General features: G+C 62.7%; 21 protein-coding genes. 11 read left to right on the forward strand and 10 right to left on the reverse strand.

The annotated features are described in order from the left end of the window. Positions 1-149: 149 nt before the first annotated feature. The 6 genes from AAZU54_RS12665 to AAZU54_RS12690 form a co-directional block, all read right to left on the reverse strand. Positions 150-1,568: an amino acid permease gene (locus AAZU54_RS12665; protein ID WP_405129328.1), complete on the reverse strand. Its 1,419-nt coding sequence runs from the start codon at positions 1,566-1,568 to the stop codon at positions 150-152. A gap of 658 nt (positions 1,569-2,226) precedes the next feature. Continuing rightward, positions 2,227-3,309 (reverse strand): 23S rRNA pseudouridine(2605) synthase RluB, encoded by a 1,083-nt coding sequence (rluB, locus tag AAZU54_RS12670; RefSeq protein ID WP_264235112.1) that lies wholly within the window; start codon positions 3,307-3,309, stop codon positions 2,227-2,229. A 65-nt stretch (positions 3,310-3,374) separates the two neighbouring features. After that, positions 3,375-4,208, reverse strand: a complete 834-nt coding sequence (scpB, locus tag AAZU54_RS12675) for an SMC-Scp complex subunit ScpB (RefSeq protein ID WP_434727231.1) — start codon at positions 4,206-4,208, stop codon at positions 3,375-3,377. A 21-nt stretch (positions 4,209-4,229) separates the two neighbouring features. Then, positions 4,230-4,928, reverse strand: coding sequence for a segregation and condensation protein A (locus AAZU54_RS12680; RefSeq protein WP_434727256.1), 699 nt, complete (start codon positions 4,926-4,928; stop codon positions 4,230-4,232). A gap of 125 nt (positions 4,929-5,053) precedes the next feature. After that, complete coding sequence (locus AAZU54_RS12685) at positions 5,054-5,683, reverse strand: L-threonylcarbamoyladenylate synthase (RefSeq protein WP_217838520.1); 630 nt, start codon at positions 5,681-5,683, stop codon at positions 5,054-5,056. A 13-nt stretch (positions 5,684-5,696) separates the two neighbouring features. Next, a complete protein-coding gene (locus AAZU54_RS12690; RefSeq protein WP_186557405.1) occupies positions 5,697-6,557 on the reverse strand; it encodes a PHP domain-containing protein in 861 nt (286 codons plus the stop codon). 67 nt (positions 6,558-6,624) lie between these two features. Here AAZU54_RS12690 and AAZU54_RS12695 point away from each other — a divergent pair, with 67 nt between their 5' ends. The 6 genes from AAZU54_RS12695 to AAZU54_RS12720 all read left to right on the forward strand — a co-directional run bounded on the left by AAZU54_RS12695 (position 6,625) and on the right by AAZU54_RS12720 (position 10,812). Next, the gene (locus AAZU54_RS12695; RefSeq protein ID WP_186557404.1) at positions 6,625-7,221 is read left to right on the forward strand and encodes a septation protein A; all 597 of its coding nucleotides are present in this window, start codon (positions 6,625-6,627) and stop codon (positions 7,219-7,221) included. 1 nt (position 7,222) lies between these two features. Then, positions 7,223-7,522, forward strand: coding sequence for a YciI family protein (locus AAZU54_RS12700; protein ID WP_085618590.1), 300 nt, complete (start codon positions 7,223-7,225; stop codon positions 7,520-7,522). Between the two features lie 221 nt (positions 7,523-7,743). After that, positions 7,744-8,130 carry a translation initiation factor 2 gene (locus tag AAZU54_RS12705; RefSeq protein WP_186557403.1) on the forward strand — a complete coding sequence of 129 codons (387 nt, stop codon included), beginning with the start codon at positions 7,744-7,746 and terminating at the stop codon, positions 8,128-8,130. Between the two features lie 7 nt (positions 8,131-8,137). Next, positions 8,138-8,815 carry a response regulator transcription factor gene (locus AAZU54_RS12710; RefSeq protein ID WP_312155647.1) on the forward strand — a complete coding sequence of 226 codons (678 nt, stop codon included), beginning with the start codon at positions 8,138-8,140 and terminating at the stop codon, positions 8,813-8,815. A 176-nt stretch (positions 8,816-8,991) separates the two neighbouring features. Beyond that, positions 8,992-9,408, forward strand: a complete 417-nt coding sequence (locus AAZU54_RS12715) for a Spy/CpxP family protein refolding chaperone (protein ID WP_312155649.1) — start codon at positions 8,992-8,994, stop codon at positions 9,406-9,408. A gap of 69 nt (positions 9,409-9,477) precedes the next feature. Then, entirely contained in the window at positions 9,478-10,812 is a 1,335-nt protein-coding gene (locus tag AAZU54_RS12720; protein WP_434727232.1) for a sensor histidine kinase, read from the forward strand. A 31-nt stretch (positions 10,813-10,843) separates the two neighbouring features. On the opposite strand, the gene AAZU54_RS12725 is transcribed toward AAZU54_RS12720, so the two are convergent. Beyond that, positions 10,844-11,398 (reverse strand): nitroreductase family protein, encoded by a 555-nt coding sequence (locus tag AAZU54_RS12725; protein WP_312153210.1) that lies wholly within the window; start codon positions 11,396-11,398, stop codon positions 10,844-10,846. A gap of 184 nt (positions 11,399-11,582) precedes the next feature. On the opposite strand from AAZU54_RS12725, the gene AAZU54_RS12730 reads away from it, so the two are divergent. Next, complete coding sequence (locus AAZU54_RS12730; RefSeq protein WP_264235122.1) at positions 11,583-13,037, forward strand: TrkH family potassium uptake protein; 1,455 nt, start codon at positions 11,583-11,585, stop codon at positions 13,035-13,037. Here the strand turns inward: AAZU54_RS12730 and AAZU54_RS12735 are convergent. Then, complete coding sequence (locus AAZU54_RS12735; protein ID WP_186557397.1) at positions 12,994-14,049, reverse strand: AraC family transcriptional regulator; 1,056 nt, start codon at positions 14,047-14,049, stop codon at positions 12,994-12,996. The genes AAZU54_RS12730 and AAZU54_RS12735 overlap by 44 nt on opposite strands. Positions 14,050-14,205: 156 nt before the next feature. Here AAZU54_RS12735 and AAZU54_RS12740 point away from each other — a divergent pair, with 156 nt between their 5' ends. Further along, positions 14,206-14,517: a DUF962 domain-containing protein gene (locus tag AAZU54_RS12740; RefSeq protein WP_186557396.1), complete on the forward strand. Its 312-nt coding sequence runs from the start codon at positions 14,206-14,208 to the stop codon at positions 14,515-14,517. Positions 14,518-14,573: 56 nt separating this feature from the next. Here AAZU54_RS12740 and AAZU54_RS12745 read toward each other — a convergent pair whose 3' ends face one another. After that, positions 14,574-15,386: a UDP-2,3-diacylglucosamine diphosphatase gene (locus AAZU54_RS12745; protein ID WP_312153204.1), complete on the reverse strand. Its 813-nt coding sequence runs from the start codon at positions 15,384-15,386 to the stop codon at positions 14,574-14,576. Between the two features lie 151 nt (positions 15,387-15,537). Here AAZU54_RS12745 and AAZU54_RS12750 point away from each other — a divergent pair, with 151 nt between their 5' ends. Further along, on the forward strand, positions 15,538-16,302 hold the full coding sequence (locus AAZU54_RS12750) for an AraC family transcriptional regulator (protein WP_186557394.1): 765 nt from the start codon (positions 15,538-15,540) through the stop codon (positions 16,300-16,302). A gap of 125 nt (positions 16,303-16,427) precedes the next feature. Continuing rightward, positions 16,428-17,318: a DMT family transporter gene (locus AAZU54_RS12755; RefSeq protein ID WP_312153201.1), complete on the forward strand. Its 891-nt coding sequence runs from the start codon at positions 16,428-16,430 to the stop codon at positions 17,316-17,318. On the opposite strand, the gene AAZU54_RS12760 is transcribed toward AAZU54_RS12755, so the two are convergent. Further along, a complete protein-coding gene (locus tag AAZU54_RS12760) occupies positions 17,319-17,600 on the reverse strand; it encodes a SelT/SelW/SelH family protein (protein WP_186557392.1) in 282 nt (93 codons plus the stop codon). Positions 17,601-17,667: 67 nt separating this feature from the next. Between AAZU54_RS12760 and AAZU54_RS12765 the strand changes: the two genes are divergently transcribed. Then, a complete protein-coding gene (locus tag AAZU54_RS12765; protein ID WP_434727233.1) occupies positions 17,668-19,854 on the forward strand; it encodes a patatin-like phospholipase family protein in 2,187 nt (728 codons plus the stop codon). Positions 19,855-20,797: the final 943 nt, after the last annotated feature.

Below are 20,797 nucleotides of genomic sequence, written 5' to 3' on the forward strand. Positions count from 1 at the left end.
CCCACGCAGTCATGCCTGGCACGCATGCTTGGCACGCATGCTTGGCGGCCTGCGTGGGAGCGGGCTTGCCCCGCGATAGCACCCGGACAGACAACAAAAAACCCGATGCCAGTCACCTGTCATCGGGTTTCAAGTAACACGCTCAGCGCTTACTTGGCTACAGAGCTTGCCGCCCGGTTAGCCTGCGTCCCACGTCTGCCCTTGAGCATGTAGACCACGAACATCGCGAACAACCATACCGGGATCGCATACACCGATACCTGGATCCCCGGGATCATCAACATGATGCCCAGGATCAGCACCACGAAGGCCAGTACCACATAGTTGCCATAGGGGTACCACAGCGCCTTGAACAATGGCTTCTGCCCGGTACGGTCAAGGTGCTGACGGAATTTCAGGTGCGAGTAGCTGATCATCGCCCAGTTGATCACCAGCGCCGCTACCACCAGCGACATCAGCAGCTCCAGGGCATGCTGCGGCATGAAGTAGTTGAGCAGCACGGCAATCAGGGTGACCACTGCCGAAGCCAGAATCGAGCGCACCGGCACGCCGCGCTTGTCGATCTTGGCCAGCGCAGCAGGGGCATCGCCCTGCTCGGCCATGCCATAGAGCATCCGCGCATTGCAGTAGGTGCCGCTGTTGTACACCGACAGCGCCGCAGTCAACACCACGAAGTTCAGCAAGTGCGCAGCCACATCGCTACCGAGTAGCGAGAACACCTGCACGAACGGGCTGCTGCCATAGCTGCCACCGGAGGCATCGATGCTGGCGACCAGGCTGTCCCATGGGGTCAACGACAGCAGAATCACCAGGGCGCCGATGTAGAAAATCAGGATCCGGTAGATGACCTGGTTGATCGCCTTGGGAATCACGGTCTTCGGCTTGTCGGCCTCGGCTGCGGTGAAACCGAGCATTTCCAGGCCACCGAAGGAGAACATGATGATCGCCAGCGCCATGACCAGGCCGCTGACGCCATTGGGGAAGAAGCCGCCATGCGCCCACAGGTTGGTTACCGAGGCTTCAGGGCCGCCGCTACCGCTGGTCAGCAGGTAGGCGCCCAGGCCGATCATGCCGACGATCGCCGCGACCTTGATGATCGCGAACCAGAATTCGGCCTCGCCGAAGACTTTCACGTTCATCAGGTTGATGGCGTTGATCAGCAGGAAGAACGCCGCGGCGGTGACCCAGGTGGGGATCTCCGGCCACCAGTAATGGACGTACTTGCCGACTGCCGAAAGCTCCGACATGCCGACCAGGATATACAGCACCCAGCAGTTCCAGCCCGACAGGAAGCCGGCGAAACCGCCCCAATATTTGTGCGCGAAATGGCTGAAGGAGCCGGCAACCGGCTCTTCGACGATCATTTCGCCGAGCTGGCGCATGATCATGAAAGCGATGAAGCCGCAGATGGCATAGCCAAGGATCATCGACGGACCGGCAGACTTCATCACACCGGCCGAGCCCAGGAACAATCCGGTACCGATCGCGCCACCCAGAGCGATCAGCTGGATATGGCGGTTTTTCAGGCCCCGCTTGAGCTCGCCTGACTGCATGTTTTGTCCACTCATGAACGAAGTCACCTGCTTGTTTTTATCTGTGACGGAATCGGACCCACCGCGCTCGTGGCGCAGCGGAATGGGCAAGGTGATTACCTTGGATTTTTCTTGGACTCGGGCGACACGACAGGCACTGGGCCAGGACGGTCAACCGGGAGTCAGCAAGAGTGCGCGGTACGCAAAGGGGTCACAGGTAAAACGCGGCGCATTGTATACCCCTGCAAACGCGCAGGCGTCAACGCGTTGCGTCATTTCCTGATGAAAAAACGCAGCGGTCCTGGGGCGAAGGCCTGAAAAGGCGCAGTGATCGGCGTACATGGCGCCTCCATTTGTTGTTTTGATGCCCGGCGCTCCGGCCAGGCTGTGCACACGGCATGGCGCTATATCAGCGTGCTGCGGCGGGTTGGGCAAGAGGGGGTGGGGCTGGGGGGCAGGCTCAAACGCGTAGGACTTGGCAAGTTTTATTTACAACGAAGAGGAAGGGCAGTTGAAACGGGCAATAGCGTAAACATTTCCTTACGCAGTGGTTCGAAATATTGCCATTTGGTAAAAAATTCTGATGAATCAGTACGTTGGAACGTCCACATCGTTTGAGGGGGCTAACCCAGCCTCTGTCTAACGGACACAAAAAAGCCAGCCTTCGGGCTGGCTTTCTGAGCTACAGACTTGATCAGCCGCGAGGCTTACCGCGACCGGTGCCAGCAGGCTTGCCACCCGCAGGCTTACCGCCTTCTGGCTTGCTGGTGCGCTTGCGCATATCGCTCGGACGCTCGGCAACGGTACTGCTGCTACGGCCACCCTTGCGCGCAGCACCGTCTTCACGGGCCGCCCGCGCCGGGCGCTCAGCTTGACCTTCCTGCGCCGGACGCAAGGTACGCACGCGCTCGCCCCGGCCCAGCGGACGGGTCGATTTGCGCTGCATACGCTCCATCTTGTCCTTGGCCTTGAGGTTCATGGTCGGCAGCGCTACCGGCTGCAGGCCCACTTCAGCGGCAAGGATGTCGATCTCGCCCTGGCTCATTTCGCGCCAGCGGCCCATCGGCAGGTCGGAGTTGAGGAACACTGGTCCGAAACGCACGCGCTTCAGACGGCTGACGATCACGCCCTGGGATTCCCACAGACGACGAACCTCACGGTTACGCCCTTCCATCACCACGCAGTGGTACCAATGGTTGAAGCCTTCGCCACCAGGCGCTTTCTGGATGTCGGTGAACTTCGCCGGGCCATCTTCGAGGACCACGCCAGCCTTGAGCCGGTCGACCATCTCGTCGTCGACTTCGCCACGCACACGCACGGCGTACTCGCGGTCCATCTCGTAGGACGGGTGCATCAGGCGATTGGCCAGTTCACCATCAGTGGTGAACAGCAGCAGGCCCGTGGTGTTGATGTCCAGACGGCCGATGTTGATCCAGCGGCCTTCTTTCGGACGCGGCAGGCGGTCGAACACAGTCGGGCGCCCTTCTGGGTCGTCACGGGTGCAGATCTCGCCATCAGGCTTGTTGTACATGATCACCCGGCGGGTGGCCTCGGCAGCCTCCACGCGCTTGATCAGCTTGCCATCGACGGCAATTGCGTCGTGCAGGTCGACGCGCTGGCCGAGGGTGGCGGCGACGCCGTTGACCTTGATCCGGCCTTGGCTGATCCAGGCCTCGACGTCACGCCGCGAGCCCACGCCAATGCGCGCGAGAACTTTTTGCAGTTTCTCGCCGGATGGGGGGATGGCTTGGGTTTCTTGCAGGTCTTGCTCACTCATCTGGGCACCTCCCGGTGTAGGAATGAAATTGGCTATTGGCGACGAATGCGCCAAAGGGGCGCGCATCATACGCGGTTCGCAGGGCGAACGCACTGCAGAGTAGCCGGTTTTGTGCAGGGGGCTGGGGTTTGCGCTGAACGGTCGACCTGTGGTGTGCCAATTTCGGCCTCATCGCGCAGATCATCGAAATCAGTCTTCAACCCCTCTTCCATGGCATCCAGCTCCACCAGCAAGGTCCGGAAGCTGGTCTCTTCGCGTGGCTCCCCCCCTTCGCCCAGCTCTTCATCGCCAAGACTGGCATCGGCCAGCGCCTGCAAATGCGCCGGCACTGGGGCGTCATCCGGGTCAACCAGCGGCTCCGGTTCCATCTCGCGCAGCTCGGCCAACGCCGGCAATTGATCGAGGCTGTGCAAGTTGAAGTGATCGAGAAACGCCTTGGTGGTGGCAAACATCGCCGGCCGCCCGGGTACTTCGCGGTAGCCAACGATGCGAATCCACTCGCGTTCCATCAAGGTCTTGATGATATTGGTGTTGACCGCCACGCCACGCACATCTTCGATCTCGCCGCGAGTGATCGGTTGGCGATAGGCGATCAATGCCATGGTCTCGAGCAGTGCCCGCGAGTAGCGCTGTGGCCGCTCCTCCCACAGCCGCCCGACCCAGGGCGCGAAGTTTTCGCGGATTTGCAGGCGGTAGCCGCTGGCCACTTCCTTGAGTTCGAAAGCCCGGCCATTACACGACTTGGCCAGCACCTCGAGGGCTTTCTTGAACACGGCAGGCGCCGGCCGCTCGGCTTCTTCGAGCAGCTCATACAGGCGTTCAAGCGATTGCGGTTTGCCCGAGGCCAGCAGAAATGCCTCGATCAGCGACGCCAGGTCGCGCGGTTCATTCAGGTTCATGGGTCTTCAGGTCTGCTTGTTTCACTCGGTCCGGGCACGGACATGGATCGGGGCGAACGGCTCATTCTGCACCAGTTCGATGAGCGATTCCTTCACCAGTTCGAGAATCGCCATGAAGGTGACCACCACACCCAGCTTGCCTTCCTCGGCGCTGAACAGCTCGACGAAGGGCACAAAGGCGCCACCCTTGAGGCGTTCGAGCACTTCGCTCATGCGCTCGCGGGTCGACAGGGTCTCGCGGGTGATCTGGTGGCTTTCGAACAAGTCATTGCGGCGCATGACTTCGGCCATCGACAGCAGGATCTCCTCCAGGCTGACCTGCGGCAACAGCTTGCGCACCATGGCCTGCGGGGCCTCCAGGCGTGGGATCAGCACATCGCGGCCAACCCGCGGCAGTTCGTCAATGCCCTCGGCGGCCGCCTTGAAGCGCTCGTACTCCTGCAAGCGGCGGATCAACTCGGCACGCGGGTCGCCCTCTTCTTCCTCGACCTCGGTGGAGCGCGGCAGCAGCATGCGCGACTTGATCTCGGCAAGCATCGCGGCCATCACCAGGTATTCCGCCGCCAGCTCCAGGCGCACCGACTTCATCAGCTCGACGTAGGACATGTACTGGCGAGTGATCTCCGCCACCGGGATATCGAGAATGTCGATGTTCTGTTTGCGGATCAGGTACAGCAGCAGGTCGAGCGGCCCCTCGAAGGCTTCGAGGATCACTTCCAAAGCGTCTGGGGGGATGTACAAGTCAAGCGGCAGCTCGGTAACGGCCTCGCCATACACCAGCGCCAGTTGCAACTGCAGGGGGGCGTCGCTGTCGCTCGGCGGCGCTGTTACTTCGATCACCTGATTCACGCAGGGGCCAAGAATGGCGCGGGATCACCACAACCGACGCGGATCACTTCCGGCTCGTCGCCGGCCAGGTTGATCACTGTGGAAGCCTTGAGGTCGCCGAAACCGCCATCGATGATCAGGTCGACGTGATGCTCCAACGCCTGGCGGATCTCGTAGGGGTCGGTCATCGGCTCGTCTTCGCCCGGCATGATCAGGCTGACGCTCATCAGCGGCTCGCCCAGCTCTTCAAGCAAGGCCAGCACGATGGGGTTGGAAGGCACGCGCAGGCCGATGGTGCGGCGTTTTTCATGCAGCAGCAGGCGCGGCACTTCGCGGGTGGCGTTGAGGATGAAGGTATACGGCCCTGGGATATGCGCCTTGAGCAAGCGGAAGGTGGCGGTGTCGATCTTGGCGAACAGCCCCATCTGCGACAGGTCGCAGCACAGCAGGGTGAAGTTGTGATGCTTGTCCAGTTGGCGCAGCCGGCGCACCCGCTCGACAGCGTTCTTGTCGCCGATCTGACAGCCCATCGCGTAGGCCGAATCGGTCGGGTACACCACCACCCCGCCCTTGCGAATGATTTCAACGGCCTGTTTTATCAGGCGCGCCTGCGGGTTTTCCGCATGAATCTGGAAAAATTGGCTCACGAAGTCGTCCTGTTCATATCGCCATAGGCTGTTCATGCTTGAATCGGCGCCACAGAGGTGGCAGGTCCTCGGGCAATGGCCGGTAAGCACCGATTTCGCCCCAGGTGCCAGGGCCGTGGAAATCACTGCCAGCGCTTGCCAGCAGGCCGAACTCACGGGTGAGGATGGACATAGTGCCCACCTGCTCGGCCGGCATCATCCCATTGACCACTTCAAGTGCCTGCCCGCCTGCCTGAATATAGTCGGCAATCAGCCGTCTGCGCTTGCTGCGGGTCAGTTCATAGTGCATGGGATGGGCCAGGCTCACCCAGGCATTCGACTGGCGCAGGGTCGCGACAGTTTCCTCGAGGGTTGGCCAATGCAGCTTGACGTCGCCCAGCTTGCCCGCCCCCAGCCACTTGCGAAAGGCTTCGCCACGGTCCTTGACGTGCCCGGCGCGCACCAGGTAGTCGGCAAAGTGCGGCCGCGCCGGGGCGTTGCCGCTATCGCCCAGCGCTTGCTGCACCGCGCGTGCGCCTTCAAGCGTGCCCGGCATGCCCTTGGCCGCCAGACGGCGGTCGATTTCCTCGGCGCGCAACCAGCGACCCCGATGCAGGGCCTCGATAGCCTCCAGTAGCGGCGGTGCATCGAGGGGGAAATCGTAACCCAATATGTGAATGGTCGCGCCGCCCCAGGTGCACGAAAGCTCCACCCCGCTGACCCAATGCATACCCTTGGCAAGGCAGGCCTGGCGGGCTTCGGCCAGCCCTTCAAGGGTGTCGTGGTCAGTCAGGGCCAATGTCTGCACACCGTGCTCGTGGGCGCGGGCGACCAATACCGCGGGCGACAGGGCGCCATCGGAGGCCGTGCTGTGACAGTGCAGATCAACATTCATGGAGGAGCGCTACCGCTGGAATCGATGTTTGATATTATGCCGTCACATCCCGCTTCTGGCTGCCATTGTGAAACAATTCATCGATTTCATCCCGCTGCTGCTGTTCTTCATCGTCTACAAGCTCGACCCGCGCCCACTGGAGTTCGCTGGCCACAGCTTCGAACTGGGCGGTATCTACAGTGCAACGGCGGTATTGATCGCAAGCTCGCTGGTGGTCTACGGCGCACTGTTCATCCGTCAACGCAAGCTGGAAAAAGGTCAGTGGCTGACCCTGGTCGCGTGCCTGGTGTTCGGCGGTCTGACCCTGGCGTTCCATAGCGAGACCTTCCTCAAATGGAAGGCACCGGTGGTCAACTGGCTGTTCGCCCTGGCCTTCGCCGGTAGCCATATCATCGGCGACCGGGTGTTGATCAAGCGCATCATGGGCCACGCGCTGAGCTTGCCCGATGCCATCTGGACGCGGTTGAACCTGGCCTGGATCGGCTTCTTCCTGATCTGCGGCGCGGCCAACCTGTTCGTCGCCTTCACCTTCCAGGACTTCTGGGTCGACTTCAAAGTGTTCGGCAGCCTGGGCATGACGGTGTTGTTCCTGGTCGCCCAAGGTGTTTACCTGTCGCGCCACCTGCACGACAGCGACCCTACCACCCCCAAGACCGAGGATTGACATGCTCTACGCCATCATCGCCAGCGACGTCGCCAACTCCCTGGAAAAACGCCTGGCTGCCCGCCCTGCGCACATCGAGCGCCTGCAGCAACTCAAGGCCGAAGGCCGCGTGGTGCTGGCCGGCCCGCACCCGGCCATCGACAGCAACGACCCGGGCGAAGCAGGTTTCAGCGGCAGCCTGATCGTTGCCGAGTTCGACTCGCTAAGCGCCGCGCAAGCCTGGGCCGATGCTGACCCGTACATTGCCGCAGGTGTGTACGACAAAGTGGTTGTGAAGCCGTTCAAGCAAGTCCTGCCTTGATCTGACACCGCGTTGCACGTTTCGCGGGCAAGCCCGCTCCCACAGGGTTTGTGCATACCTCGTTCATGGGGTTGACCCAGCGCTTTGTGGGAGCCTGCGATTGGGCTGCTAAGCAGCCCCAATTACAGGCCCTGGGTCTACTGACTGGCATTGGCCCCCACCCTCATTAATTCCGACCAGCGGCCGACAACCTCCTGAATCGATATCAATCAGGAGTTCCAATGCGCCAAGGTCCGTTGTTCCTGCTGCTTTGCTTGCTGTTGCTGAGCCCATTGGCCAGTGCCGAACAAACCCTGTCGCTGGAAGCCGGTGCCCGGATCACCGAGCTGCAACAGCGCCTTGAAGAGAGTGAAAAGCAGCGTGCAGCCCTCACCGAGCAATTGCACAACGCCGACAGTGAGCGAGAAAGCGCCCAGCTCACACGCCTGCGCCAGGACAACCAGCGCCTGAAGCTGTCGATCAAGCAAATGCAGGCCGATACCGCGCAATCGCCACTGAGCGATCAACAATTATGGTTCCTGATTGGCTCAGGCGTTGCACTGTTCTCGGTACTCTGCGGTATCTTTGCCAGTGGCGGACACAGAAGACGCCGTCAATGGTTGAATTGAGTGAGTCATGAGCGAGCTGTTACTGATTGATGATGACCAGGAACTCTGCGAGCTGCTCGGCAGCTGGCTGACCCAGGAAGGTTTTGAAGTGCGCGCCTGCCACGATGGCATGAGCGCGCGCCAAGCCCTGGCTGCCCACGCCCCGGCAGCCGTGGTGCTGGATGTAATGCTGCCCGACGGCAGCGGTCTGGAGCTGCTCAAGCAGTTGCGCAGCGAGCATGCTGAACTGCCGGTGCTGATGCTCTCCGCGCGCGGCGAGCCGCTGGACCGGATTCTTGGCCTTGAACTGGGCGCCGACGATTACCTGGCCAAACCGTGCGACCCGCGTGAGCTGACCGCCCGCCTGCGCGCGGTGCTGCGCCGCAGCCACCCGACTGCGACCACCACCCAAATCGAAATTGGCGACCTGGCGTTCAGCCCGGCCCGCGGCGTGGTCAGCATCGAGGGCCGCGAGATGACCCTGACCCTTTCGGAAAGCCGCATCCTTGAAGCCCTGCTGCGCCAACCTGGCGAGCCGCTGGATAAACAGGAACTGGCGCAGATCGCCCTGGGCCGCAAGCTGACCCTGTACGACCGCAGCCTGGACATGCATGTCAGCAACCTGCGCAAGAAGGTTGGGCCACACCCCGATGGCCGCCCGCGCATCGTCGCCCTGCGCAGCCGCGGCTATTACTACAGCCTCTGAGCAGCGACCAGCCGCAAGCGACAAGAGCATGCAATCGGTGTGTTCTTGACGCTTGAAGCTTACAACTTGCAGCCAAGGTCTTTACCCAGCCTTTACCCTCACCTGACCGCTCTTGACCTTGATCTCCCTAAACTGGGCTCATCCGGTAAACACCGGCCCATGAAAGGAGAGACACCATGCGCAAGACCCTTATCGCCCTGATGTTCGCCGCCGCCCTGCCGACCGTTGCCATGGCCATGCCTGAAGGCGGCCCGCGCCACGACGGCCCGCATCATCGCGGTGACGCGCCTTTCGCCCAACTGGATTTGTCCCGCGACCAGCGCCAGCAGATCGGCAAGCTGATGGGCGAGCAGATGAAACAACGCCGCGATATCACCGAGCGCTACATCGCCAAGCTGCCGGCCGCCGAGCAAAAGGCCATGAAGGACGAGATCAAGGCCAGCCGCGACAAGGCCGATGGCCAAGTGCGCGCCCTGCTCAAGCCTGAGCAGCAGAAGAAGTTCGACGAACTGAAGAAGGAGCGCGAAGCGCGCAAGGCTGAATGGAAGGAGTTCCAAGCCTGGAAAGCTGAAAAAGCCGGCAAGGCCCAGTAAGCTGACCGCCCCATGCCCGGCCCGCTCTTGAGCGGGCCGGGCTTTTCCCGCTTGTAGGAGGTGCGTGTCTTGCGTTCACTGTTCTGGCGCATCCTGGCCAGTTTCTGGCTCGCCATCACCCTGGTCGCCGGCCTGTCGATCTTGCTCGGCCATATGCTCAACCAGGACAACTGGATACTCAGCCGCCACCCGGGCCTGAACACCCTGGCCAGCCGCTGGGCCCAGCATTACGAGCAAGAGGGCATTGGCTCGGCCCAGCGCTTCCTGGAACGACGCAAGCAACGCTTCAAGGTCGATGTGCAGGTGCTCAACGATGCCGGCGATGCCGTGGTGCCAGGCACCTTCCCGCGTCGCGCGGCCGACTTCGAGGCCCGCCAGCGCAATGACCAACGCCGCCTGCCATGGCGCCGGCTGACCGAGGAATACACCAGCCCGACCACTGGCGAGACCTACTTGCTGATCTATCGCATTCCCCATCCCGAGCTCGACGCCTGGCACCGCGAGAGCCTGCTGTGGCCGCTCAGTGCGCTGGGGATTGCCCTGGTCGTGCTGACCCTGTTCAGCCTGTTGGTAACGCTGTCGATCACTCGCCCGCTCAGCCGTTTGCGCGGCGCGGTGCACGATCTCGGCCAGACCAGCTACCAGCAGAACAGCCTGGCCCGCCTGGCGGCGCGGCGTGACGAATTTGGCGTGCTGGCCAACGACTTCAACAAGATGGGCGCGCGCCTGCAAAGCCTGATCGGCAGTCAGCGCCAGCTGTTGCGCGATGTCTCCCACGAACTGCGCTCGCCGCTGGCGCGGCTGCGTATCGCCCTGGCCCTGGCCGAACGTGCCGAGCCCGAGCAGCGCCAGGCGCTGTGGCCGCGCTTGACCCGTGAGTGCGATCGGCTGGAAGACTTGATCAGTGAAATCCTCGCCCTGGCGCGCGTCGACGCCGAGCAGGCGCTGGCCGAGCCAGTCGACCTCAATGCGCTGCTAGGCAGTGTGCGCAAGGATGCCCAGCTCAGCGCCCCGGATCAGGAGATTCGCCTGGAGGCGGCGCCAGGGCTGACCTTGCAAGGCTGGCCGACGCTGGTCGAGCGTGCCGTCGACAATCTGGTGCGCAATGCACTGCGCTTCAATCCGGCAGGGCAACCTATCGAGATCAGTGCCGGCGTTGATCAGGACCGAGTACTGGTGACTGTGCGCGATCATGGCAAGGGCGTGGCGCCGGAGTACCTCGGCCAGCTGGGCGAGCCGTTCTTCCGCGCACCGGGGCAGGAAGCGGCGGGGCATGGCCTGGGCCTGGCGATCGCCCGGCGGGCGGCGGAGCGCCATGGCGGCAGTTTGAGCCTGGGCAATCATCCGCAGGGGGGATTTGTTGCGCGCTTGGAGTTTCCGGTGACGGCGGTGGTGGGCAGTTGAGCTTAGGGGCCGCACTGCGGCCCCAAAGCACTTATTCCCAGGCGCTAACGAACTCGGCAGTGGCCAAAATCGGCGCCGTACGCGGCTCATTAACCGGCGTCCCCACATACAGATAGCCGATCAATTCCTCATTGGCCTGCAACCCCAACCCCTGATGCACATGGGCATCGAACGCCATGTCCCCGGTCCGCCACACCGCGCCAATGCCCTGGGCATGGGCAGCGATCAAAATGCCGTGGGCGGCACACCCCGCCGCCAGCCGCTGCTCGGACTTGGGCACCTTGAAGTGATCCTGCAACCGGGCAATCACCACGATCAGCAGCGGCGCACGCAGCGGCATGGCGCGGGCTTTGTCCAGTGCAGCCTGGCTTGCGTCGCCTTTTTTCGCTACAGCGCCTGCAAACAGCTCACCGAGCTTTTCCCGCGCCTGCCCCTCGATGGTCAGGAAGCGCCAGGGGCGCAGCTGACCGTGATCCGGGGCGCGCAACGCCGCCTGGAACAGCGCCTCGCGTTGGGCTGCATTGGGCGCAGGATCAGTCAGGCGAGGTACGGATACACGGTTGAGCAATGCGTCGAGAGCCTCCATCGGCTACCCTCCTGGCAGATAAAATGTGTGCCCATTCTCAAGTTGCCGGCCGCAAGCTGCAAGCGCCAAGAAGTCTCGGGCGCATGCCGAGCCACTGTTTCTTGCAGCTAGGCGCTAGAAGCTTGCAGCTCGCCGACCCACAGGTAGAATGGCGCCCTTTCCGTTGCGAGTCAGAGCAGATCACATGGCGTTGCCGACCTTAAGGATCATTGGTTTCATCATCGGCATCTTCCTGATCACCCTGGCGGTCAGCATGGTCGTTCCCATGACCACCCTGGTGATCTTCGAACGCACCGGCGACATGCCGTCGTTCCTCTGGTCGAGCCTGATCACCTTTATCGCGGGCCTGGCTTTGGTCGTTCCCGGCCGCCCCGAACACGTGCACCTGCGCCCGCGCGACATGTACCTGCTGACGGTCAGCAGCTGGCTGGTAGTGTGCGTGTTCGCTGCCCTGCCGTTCCTGCTGACCCAGCACATCAGCTACACCGACGCCTTCTTCGAAAGCATGTCGGGCATCACCGCCACCGGCGCCACGGTGCTCAGCGGGCTGGATAACATGTCTCCGGGGATCCTGATGTGGCGCTCGATGCTGCACTGGCTCGGCGGCATCGGCTTCATCGCCATGGCGGTGGCGATCCTGCCGCTGCTGCGCATCGGTGGCATGCGCCTGTTCCAGACCGAATCCTCGGACCGCTCCGAGAAAGTCATGCCGCGCTCGCACATGGTCGCCAAGTCGATCGTGCTGGTGTACATCGGCATTACTTTCATCGGCAGCCTGGCCTTCTGGTGGGCGGGAATGAAGCCGTTCGATGCGGTCAACCATGCCATGTCGGCGATTTCCACCGGCGGTTTCTCCACCTCCGACCAATCGCTGGCCAAGTGGGACATCCCCGCCGTGCACTGGGTCGCGGTGGTGGTGATGATCCTCGGCAGTGTGCCGTTCACCCTGTACGTGGCCACCCTGCGCGGCAACCGCCGTGCGCTGATCAAGGATCAACAGGTGCAAGGCCTGCTCGGCCTGTTGGTGGCCACCTGGCTGGTGCTGGGCACCTGGTATTGGGCCACCACCGATCTGCACTGGTTGGATGCCTTGCGCCACGTCGCACTGAACGTCACCTCGGTGGTCACCACTACCGGCTTCGCCCTGGGTGACTACAGCCTGTGGGGCAACTTCTCGCTGATGCTGTTCTTCTACCTCGGGTTCATTGGGGGCTGCTCGGGCTCCACCGCAGGCGGGATCAAGATCTTCCGCTTCCAGGTCGCCTACATCCTGCTCAAGGCCAGCCTTAACCAATTGATCCACCCACGCGCGGTGATCAAGCAGAAGTACAACGGCCACCGCCTCGACGAAGAGATCGTGCGCTCGATTCTGACTTTCTCGTTCTTCTTCGCCATCACCATCTGCGTCATCGCCCTGCTGCTGTCGCTGCTCGGCGTGGACTGGATGACCGCGCTGACCGGCGCCGCCGGTACTGTCTCGGGGGTCGGCCCAGGCCTTGGCGAGGTGATCGGCCCGGCGGGTAACTACGCGACCCTGCCGGATGCTGCCAAGTGGATCCTGGCCGGCGGCATGCTGCTCGGCCGGCTGGAGATCATTACGGTGCTGGTGCTGTGTATGCCGGCGTTCTGGCGTCACTGAGCGGCTCGCCACCCAGCCGCGAGCGATATTCGCTGGGCGTGGCATCGAACCAGCGGCGAAACGCCCGGTAGAAGTTGCTGGGGTCGGCGAAGCCCAGCAGGTAGGCGGTTTCCAGCAAAGTCATGCCCGGCTGGGCCAAGTACTGCTCGGCCAGCTCCCGACGGGTATCGTCGAGCAGGGTCTGGAAGCTGGTCCCCTCCTCCTGCAACCGGCGCTGCAAGGTACGCTGCGACAGGTGCAGGGCCTGGGCCACGGTTTCCCGCTTGGGCTCGCCCTGCGGCAGGATGCGGCACAACACCTGGCGCACCCGATGGGTTACCCGGCTTTCGGAGAAACGCGCCAGGTATTCACCGGCAAATCGGTCATGCAGAATCGCCATCGCCTCGTTGGCGGTGGGTAGCGGCGCCTCCATGTCGGCGCGTTCGAACACCAGCGCATCATGCGGTGCGTCAAACACCAGGGGCGAATGGAAAGCCACTTTGTAAGGTTCGACGTTTTTCGGCTGCGGCCCCTGGATCAGCACCCGGCGCGGCTGGATCGGCCGCCCGCTGAGCCAGGTACACAACGACAACGCGCATGCCAGCGACGCCTCGGCGCTATGCCGGGTCGGCGGCAAATGGTCGCCATGCACGGTCAGCACCAGCGCGTAGCCTTCAGGCCCGAGACGAAAACTCAGGTCGGAGCTCTCGGCAATGATCCGTTGATAACGCACCAGGCGCTCGAAGCCCTCGGCCAAGGTGCGGCTGGACATCAGCGCATAGCCCACGACATGAAACGACGCCGGGCGCACCACCCTGGCCATGTTCAGGCCGATCGCCTCGTTGCCCGACAGCTCTACTGCCAGCTGCCACAGCCGGGTCATCGAATCCTGCGGGAAGCGCGCATCGGGGTCATCGAGGGCCGCGAAGTCCAGCCCTAGCTGTTTGAACATGGCACGGCAATCGAGCCCTTCCAGCTCGAGTGCCTTGACGATCCCTGATGCCCAGCTCGCTGACGTGGTTCTTTCGCTCATGACAGGCTTCTTGTGCTGACCGCTCCTGCGGTGAATGCCAAGGATACTCAAATGGCGCTTATTGTCACTGGCCCGCTGTGCTAATCACTCTAGACTCGATTCAGGCTCCACGCCGTGTATCCTTCATAAATGACAGGCAGCTCCGGGAGCACAGCCATGAACCGCACAGCGCAGTTTCGTAGTTTTGCCGAGTTCTATCCCTACTATCTCGGGGAGCACAGCAATCCCACCTGCCGACGCTTGCATTTCGTTGGCACCAGCCTGGTGATTGCCCTGTTGGCTTATACCATTGCCAGTGGCAAGTGGCTGTTGCTATTGGTCGTGCCGTTTGCCGGCTATGGGTTTGCCTGGGTTGGGCACTTTTTCTTCGAGAAAAACCGGCCGGCTACGTTCAAGCACCCTTGGTATAGCCTGATCGGGGATTTTGCGATGTTTCGGGATATCTTGCGGGGCAAGGTCAGCCTGTAGGGTTTGCCGCGTCTGTTCGGTTTTGGGGCCGCTGTACGACCCCAAAAGCCCACGTCCTAGGCGGACTCGTGCAACGCCGCCAAACGCTCAATTTCCCGCGCCTGGGCCTCAGCCAGCCGATACAACTCGATGCTGCCATCCCAATGCTCGATCAACGCGGTGCATGATTCCACCCAATCCCCACAATTGAGGTACTCAACCTCGCCCACCTGACGAATCTCGGCGTGGTGGATGTGCCCGCACACCACCCCATGAAACCCGCGCCGGGTGCATTCGTGGGCGATGGCATCCTCAAAATCGCTGATGAAGTTCACCGCCCCTTTGACCTTGTGCTTGAGATAGGCCGACAACGACCAATAGCCGTACCCATAACGGGCACGCCAGTGGTTGAGCCAGCGATTGAGCACCAGGGTGAACTCATAGGCGCGGTCCCCGAGAAACGCCAGCCAGCGGTGATAGCGGGTAATCACGTCGAACTGGTCGCCATGGATCACCAGCAAGCGCCGACCATCGGCGGTCAGGTGCTCGGCCTCGTCGACCAACTGGATATTGCCCAGGATCAGCTTGGAATAGCGGCGCAGGAACTCGTCGTGATTGCCGGTGACATAAATCACCTCGGTGCCGCGCTTGCTCATGGTCAGCAGACGGCGAATGACGTTGGTGTGTGCCTGCGGCCAATAGATGCCACCGCGTAGCTTCCAGCCATCGATGATGTCGCCAACCAGGTAGATGCGGTCAGCCTGAAAGCCCTTGAGAAACTGCGACAAGTGCTCAGCCTGGCAATCACGCGTGCCCAGGTGCACGTCGGAAATCCACAGGGTGCGCACGCGCTGCTTGCGTGACGGGCGGGCGAGTTCGGCGTGGGTCATGGGCAGGCTCCGGCGCTGTTTGCTGGAGACTGGCAGTTGCAAGTGACAGGTTGGTGGCAGCGCCGTGACGACTGATCGCAGGGCGATGGAGCGCACAACCGCAGCCAGCAACGATGTGTACAATGCCCCTCTGCCCCGCGAGGAAGCCCCTATGAGCGCCGGCCCCATCCTTTCCCTGCGCCACTACCGCGATGACCTGATCGCCCACAGTCACGACCACCCTCAGTTGGTGTTCGGCCTGCATGGGCGCCTGGATTTTGAAGTGCAAGGCCACGGTGCGCGGGTCGATCGCCAGCAACTGATGGTGGTCCCGGCCGGCGCTCATCACACCTGTGGCAGCGCAGCCGGTAGCCACTGCCTGGTGCTGGACGTCCCCGGCGAACATTGGCTGCGCGAGCAGTTGGGCGAGCACGCCGAGGCCAGCCGTCGCCTGCTTGATCGTCCCGGGGCTGTGGGCCTGGACAGTCGCCAGCAGCAACTGGTCGATTGGCTGGCGGCAAGCCCGGTGGATGATCCGCTGATTGCCCGCCAGGGCGCGAGCCTGTTGCTTGCCAGCCTCAATGCTCAAGCCACACCCCACCAGGCTGACAGGCGCCTGCCCTATTCGGCCTTCGATGCGCACATCGAGCGCTACGCCGCCTACCCGCTGCAGGTGGCCGATCTGGCGCGGCTGGCCGGGCTATCCAGTGCTCGCCTGCATGCACGCTTTGCTGACGAGTGTGGCGTAACGCCGATGGACTATATCCGCCAGCGCCGCTTGCTCAAGGCTCGACAACTGCTCAAGCAGACCTGCCTGCCGATTGGCGAGGTTGCCGCGCAGGTCGGCTACAGTTCGCAGAGCGCCTTTGCGGCGGCGGTGCTGCGCGCCTTCGGGCGCTCACCGATGGCGCTACGACGCGAGTCTGGCGACAACTGACGCGAGTTGGGCGACAGACAGCGGCGGCGCTAGGCCGTACAGTTGCCGTATCGCGCTTTTGGGTCCGCTGCGCGGCCCTTCGCAGCGGACCCAAAGCAGGCAACAGAATTTATCAAGGGACACCCATGAACCACCGCACCGCCCTCGGCGCCCTGCACATCGGCGCGCTGTTCTTCGGCCTGACCGGCGTGTTCGGCAAACTCGCCGCCAGCGCCAGCCCCACCATCATCGTATTCGGCCGCGCTGCCTTCGCCGTGCTTGCCCTGGGCCTGTTCGCCAGCCTCGCCCGCCAAGCCTGGCAGCCGCTCCAAGCAGCAGACCTACGCCGCCTGCTACTGGGCGGGGTGCTGCTGGCCGGGCATTGGGTGAGCTTTTTCGTCGCAGTGAAAGTGGGTGGCGTGGCCATCGCCACCCTGGGCTTTGCCAGTTTCCCAGCGTTCACGGTAATCCTCGAAGGCCTGTTGTTCCGCGAACGCATCCGTCGTAACGAGGCAATCTTGGTGGTGCTGGTCAGCATTGGCCTGATCCTGGTCACCCCCGAATTCGACCTGGCCAGCGAAGCCACCAGCGGGCTGCTCTGGGCACTGCTTTCAGGCCTGCTGTTCTCGCTGCTATCGCTGATCAACCGCGCCGGCTCCGGGCGCCTGCCCGCGGTACAGGCAGCGCTGTGGCAGAACCTGGTGGTCGGCCTGTGCCTGTTGCCATTTGCAGCGCCAGGCCTTAGCGGCGTGACGCCGATGGACTGGCTATGGATTGCCCTGCTCGGCATCTTCTGCACCGGCATCGCACACAGCCTGTTCGTCGCCGCCCTGGCAGTGATCAAGGCGCGCACGGCTGCGGTCGTGTTCGGCATGGAGCCGGTATATGGCATCGCCGTGGCCTGGGTGGTGTTCGCCGAAACGCCCACCTTGCGCATGCTCGCCGGCGGCGCACTGATCATCTTTGCCATCGTCTTGTCCAGCCGTTTGGCCGCCGAGCAGCCAGCCAAGCAACGGCCTGTGGCAGAGGGCGCCTGATCAGCGATCGTTGTGGCCCAGGTCGCGCTGCGGGTCGATCTGGTCGCGCAGGCGCTGCTTGAGCACCTTGGCCTCGGGGAAGCCACCATCAGCCTTGCGTTCCCAGATCTGCACGCCATCGCAGGTGATGCGAAAGATCCCGCCGGTGCCCGGCTCCAGGGCGACGCGGCCGAGATCGTCGGAGAAGGTGCTGAGCAGCTCCTGGGCCAGCCAGGCTGCGCGCAGCAGCCACTGACATTGCGTGCAATAGGTGATGACAATTTCCGGCTTGGTGTTGGACATGATCAAGCAACTCCTGGTAGGTGGCCGCTTATACTAGCGGCCTTTCTTCCTGGTTTTGAGACTCACGATGCGCCGCTTGCTGTTCTGCTTGTTGCTGACGCTTACCACCTTTGGCGCGCTTGCCACCGAACACGCTCGGCCCAAAGTCGGCCTGGTACTGTCCGGCGGTGCTGCCCGTGGCCTGGCGCACATTGGCGTGCTCAAGGCGCTTGAAGAACAAGGCGTGCGCATCGACGCCATTGCCGGCACCAGTATGGGCGCGGTGGTCGGCGGCCTGTATGCCTCAGGCTACAGCGTCGAAGAGCTGGAAAAGCTCGCCACCACCCTCGACTGGCAGCAGGCGCTGTCCGATGCCCCGCCACGCAAGGACGTGCCGTTTCGGCGCAAGCAGGATGACCGCGATTTCCTGGTCAAGCAAAAGCTCAGTTTTCGCGACGACGGCAGCCTCGGCTTACCACTGGGTGTGATCCAAGGGCAGAACCTCGCCTTGCTTTTGGAAAGCAAACTGGCCCACACCGCCGACACCCGCGACTTCGACAAGCTGCCGATCCCCTTCCGCGCCGTGGCCACCGACATCGCCAGCGGTGAAAAAGTGGTGTTCCGCCGCGGCCACCTGCCCCAGGTGATCCGCGCCAGTATGTCGATCCCGGCGGTGTTCGCCCCGGTCGAAGTCGACGGCCGATTACTGGTGGACGGTGGCATGGTCGACAACATTCCGCTGGATGTCGCCCGCGAAATGGGCGTAGACCTGGCCATCGTGGTCGATATCGGCACCCCGTTGCGCGACCGCAAGCAACTGAACACGGTGGTCGATGTGCTCAACCAGTCGATCACCCTGATGACCCGGCGTAACTCCGAAGAGCAGCTGGCCAGCCTGCGCAGCGAAGACGTGCTCATCCAACCGCCGTTGGCCGCCTTTGGCGTCACCGATTTTGGCCGTACCAAAGAGATGATCGAAGCCGGCTACCGCGCTACCCGTGCACTCGACGCGCGCCTTGCCGTCCTGCGCCAGAGCGAAGGTGATGCGGGGCTGGCGGTAGCCCGCTCACCGCGCCAGCGCACCCCGGTTATCACTGCAATCAAGGTCGAGAACGACTCCAAGGTCAGCGACGACGTGATCCGCTATTACATCCGCCAGCCCATCGGCGGGCCGCTGGAGCTGGAGCGCCTGCAAACCGACATGGGCACGTTGTATGGCCTGGACTACTTCGACGGCGTGCAATACCGCGTGGTGCACAAGGGCGACAACAACACCCTGGTAATCAACGCCCGCGGCAAGCGTGGCGGCACCGACTACCTGCGCTTGGGCCTGAACCTGTCGGACGACATGCGCGGCGACAGCGCCTTCAACCTGGGCGCCAGCTACCGAGTCAACGGCATCAACCGCCTGGGTGCGGAGTGGCTCACTCGTGCCCAGATCGGCGATCAGCAGGAGCTGTATAGCGAGTTCTACCAACCCCTGGACGTTGGCTCGCGCTACTTCATCGCGCCCTACCTGGACCTGGGGTCGCAAAACATCGAAGCCACCCTGGACAATGACCCGATCGCCGAGTATCGCCTGGAGCGCTATGGCTTCGGCCTCAACCTGGGTCGCCAGATCGGCACCTACGGTGAAGTACGCGCGGGGGTGGGCAAGGCCTGGGGTGAGGCCGAGGTACGCATCGGCGACCAGGACCTGCCCAAGGTCAGTTTCAACGAGGGTTTCTATGAGCTGAAGTACTCGTTCGACACCTTGGACAACGTCTACTTCCCGCACAGCGGTGAGGATATCGGCCTGACCTTGCGCAAGTACGACGCTTCGCTGGACTCCGACACCGATTACCGGCAATGGGAAGTGAATGTCGACAAGGCGTTCAGCAGCGGGCCGAATACCTGGGTACTGGGGGGGCGTTACGGGCGCACCCTGGATGAGACCGAGGTGGTGACGTCGAGCTTCGTACTGGGTGGGGCGCGGCAGTTGTCAGGGTTCCGCCAGGATTCGGTGTCGGGGCAGAACGTGAGCCTGATGCGGATGGTGTATTACCGGCGCTTGACGCCGCGGGCGTACTTGCCATTGGACTTCCCGCTGTACATCGGTGGGTCGTTGGAGCGTGGGCGGGCTTGGAACAACGATAACGAATTCGACAGTGGCTATATCAATGCGGCGAGTGTCTTCCTGGGGCTGGAGACGCCGTTGGGGCCTTTGAATTTGAGTTATGGGGCCAATAGTGAGCATCAGAAGGCGGTGTATCTGAATTTGGGGCACACGTTCTGATTTTGGGGGTTGGATTTGGGCTTGGGCTTGGGCTTGGGCTTGGGCTTGGGCTTGGGCTTGGGCTTGGGCTTTTAGAGTTTTGAGCATATCCATTGGCGAAGGTGGCGCTGAGTCACCTTTCCGCCCTTACGGCGGGTCACTTTTGGTCGTGGCCAAAAGTAACCAAAAGCCGTGCGCTCCACCATCCGGCCCTACGCTGCGCTCCGGGTTCCCTCGCTTCGGTGCCTTCCGGGCCCGCGCGGCCTACGATTTGCTGCGCAAATCTACATCTCGCGCCTTCGGCTGCGCCGAAGGGTGCTGCGCACCTGGCCCTCCAGACACCTACGCTCGGCCTCCTGAAGTCGCGAAGTTAGTGGCGGCGCCTGGGCTGGCGTTATCTGGCGATAGTGGTAGGTGTGGTGGATAGTTGGACGCCATCGCGGGGCAAGCCCGCTCCCACGAGTCACCGCCAACCAAAAGCGGCGCGGTATCGTGGGAGCGGGCATGCCCCGCGAAGAGGCCGGAACAAACAACACAAAAGAAAAATTCAGACCTTGGCCTTGGCCTTGGCCTTGGCCTTGGCTTCTGCGAGAGCGTAGCGATTCGCTGCTCTTGATCTTCGTGCGCGCAAGTCCAGGCGACGCAGATTCGCGACTTCAGGAGGCTGAGCAGAGGTGCCTGTAGGGCCAGGTGCGGCAGCACCCTTCGGCGTAGCCGAAGGCGCGAGATGTAGATTTGCGCAGCAAATCGTAGGCCGCGCGGGCCCGGAAGGCGCCGGCGCGAAGGGACCCGAAGCGCAGCGTAGGGCCGGATGGTGGAGCGCAGCCTTTTTTGGTTACTTTTGGCTGGGCCGGCACACCGGGCGTCTGCCAAAAAGTGACCCGCCGTAAGGGCGGAAGGGTGAATCAGCGTCTCCATCGCAAATGGATATACACGCCAATCCCAAAACCATCCCAAAACCACC

It is taken from the genome of Pseudomonas sp. Je.1.5.c, from assembly GCF_051129895.1.
Lineage (GTDB): Bacteria > Pseudomonadota > Gammaproteobacteria > Pseudomonadales > Pseudomonadaceae > Aquipseudomonas > Aquipseudomonas urmiensis.

Coding starts and splice junctions, on each gene's coding strand:
- AAZU54_RS12665 (WP_405129328.1), bottom strand. CDS start 1,568: ATGAGTGGACAAAACATGCAGTCAGGCGAGCTCAAGCGGGGCCTGAAA.
- rluB (WP_264235112.1), bottom strand. CDS start 3,309: ATGAGTGAGCAAGACCTGCAAGAAACCCAAGCCATCCCCCCATCCGGC.
- scpB (WP_434727231.1), bottom strand. CDS start 4,208: ATGAACCTGAATGAACCGCGCGACCTGGCGTCGCTGATCGAGGCATTT.
- AAZU54_RS12690 (WP_186557405.1), bottom strand. CDS start 6,557: ATGAATGTTGATCTGCACTGTCACAGCACGGCCTCCGATGGCGCCCTG.
- AAZU54_RS12700 (WP_085618590.1), top strand. CDS start 7,223: ATGCTCTACGCCATCATCGCCAGCGACGTCGCCAACTCCCTGGAAAAA.
- AAZU54_RS12705 (WP_186557403.1), top strand. CDS start 7,744: ATGCGCCAAGGTCCGTTGTTCCTGCTGCTTTGCTTGCTGTTGCTGAGC.
- AAZU54_RS12710 (WP_312155647.1), top strand. CDS start 8,138: ATGAGCGAGCTGTTACTGATTGATGATGACCAGGAACTCTGCGAGCTG.
- AAZU54_RS12715 (WP_312155649.1), top strand. CDS start 8,992: ATGCGCAAGACCCTTATCGCCCTGATGTTCGCCGCCGCCCTGCCGACC.
- AAZU54_RS12725 (WP_312153210.1), bottom strand. CDS start 11,398: ATGGAGGCTCTCGACGCATTGCTCAACCGTGTATCCGTACCTCGCCTG.
- AAZU54_RS12730 (WP_264235122.1), top strand. CDS start 11,583: ATGGCGTTGCCGACCTTAAGGATCATTGGTTTCATCATCGGCATCTTC.
- AAZU54_RS12735 (WP_186557397.1), bottom strand. CDS start 14,049: ATGAGCGAAAGAACCACGTCAGCGAGCTGGGCATCAGGGATCGTCAAG.
- AAZU54_RS12740 (WP_186557396.1), top strand. CDS start 14,206: ATGAACCGCACAGCGCAGTTTCGTAGTTTTGCCGAGTTCTATCCCTAC.
- AAZU54_RS12745 (WP_312153204.1), bottom strand. CDS start 15,386: ATGACCCACGCCGAACTCGCCCGCCCGTCACGCAAGCAGCGCGTGCGC.
- AAZU54_RS12750 (WP_186557394.1), top strand. CDS start 15,538: ATGAGCGCCGGCCCCATCCTTTCCCTGCGCCACTACCGCGATGACCTG.
- AAZU54_RS12755 (WP_312153201.1), top strand. CDS start 16,428: ATGAACCACCGCACCGCCCTCGGCGCCCTGCACATCGGCGCGCTGTTC.
- AAZU54_RS12760 (WP_186557392.1), bottom strand. CDS start 17,600: ATGTCCAACACCAAGCCGGAAATTGTCATCACCTATTGCACGCAATGT.
- AAZU54_RS12765 (WP_434727233.1), top strand. CDS start 17,668: ATGCGCCGCTTGCTGTTCTGCTTGTTGCTGACGCTTACCACCTTTGGC.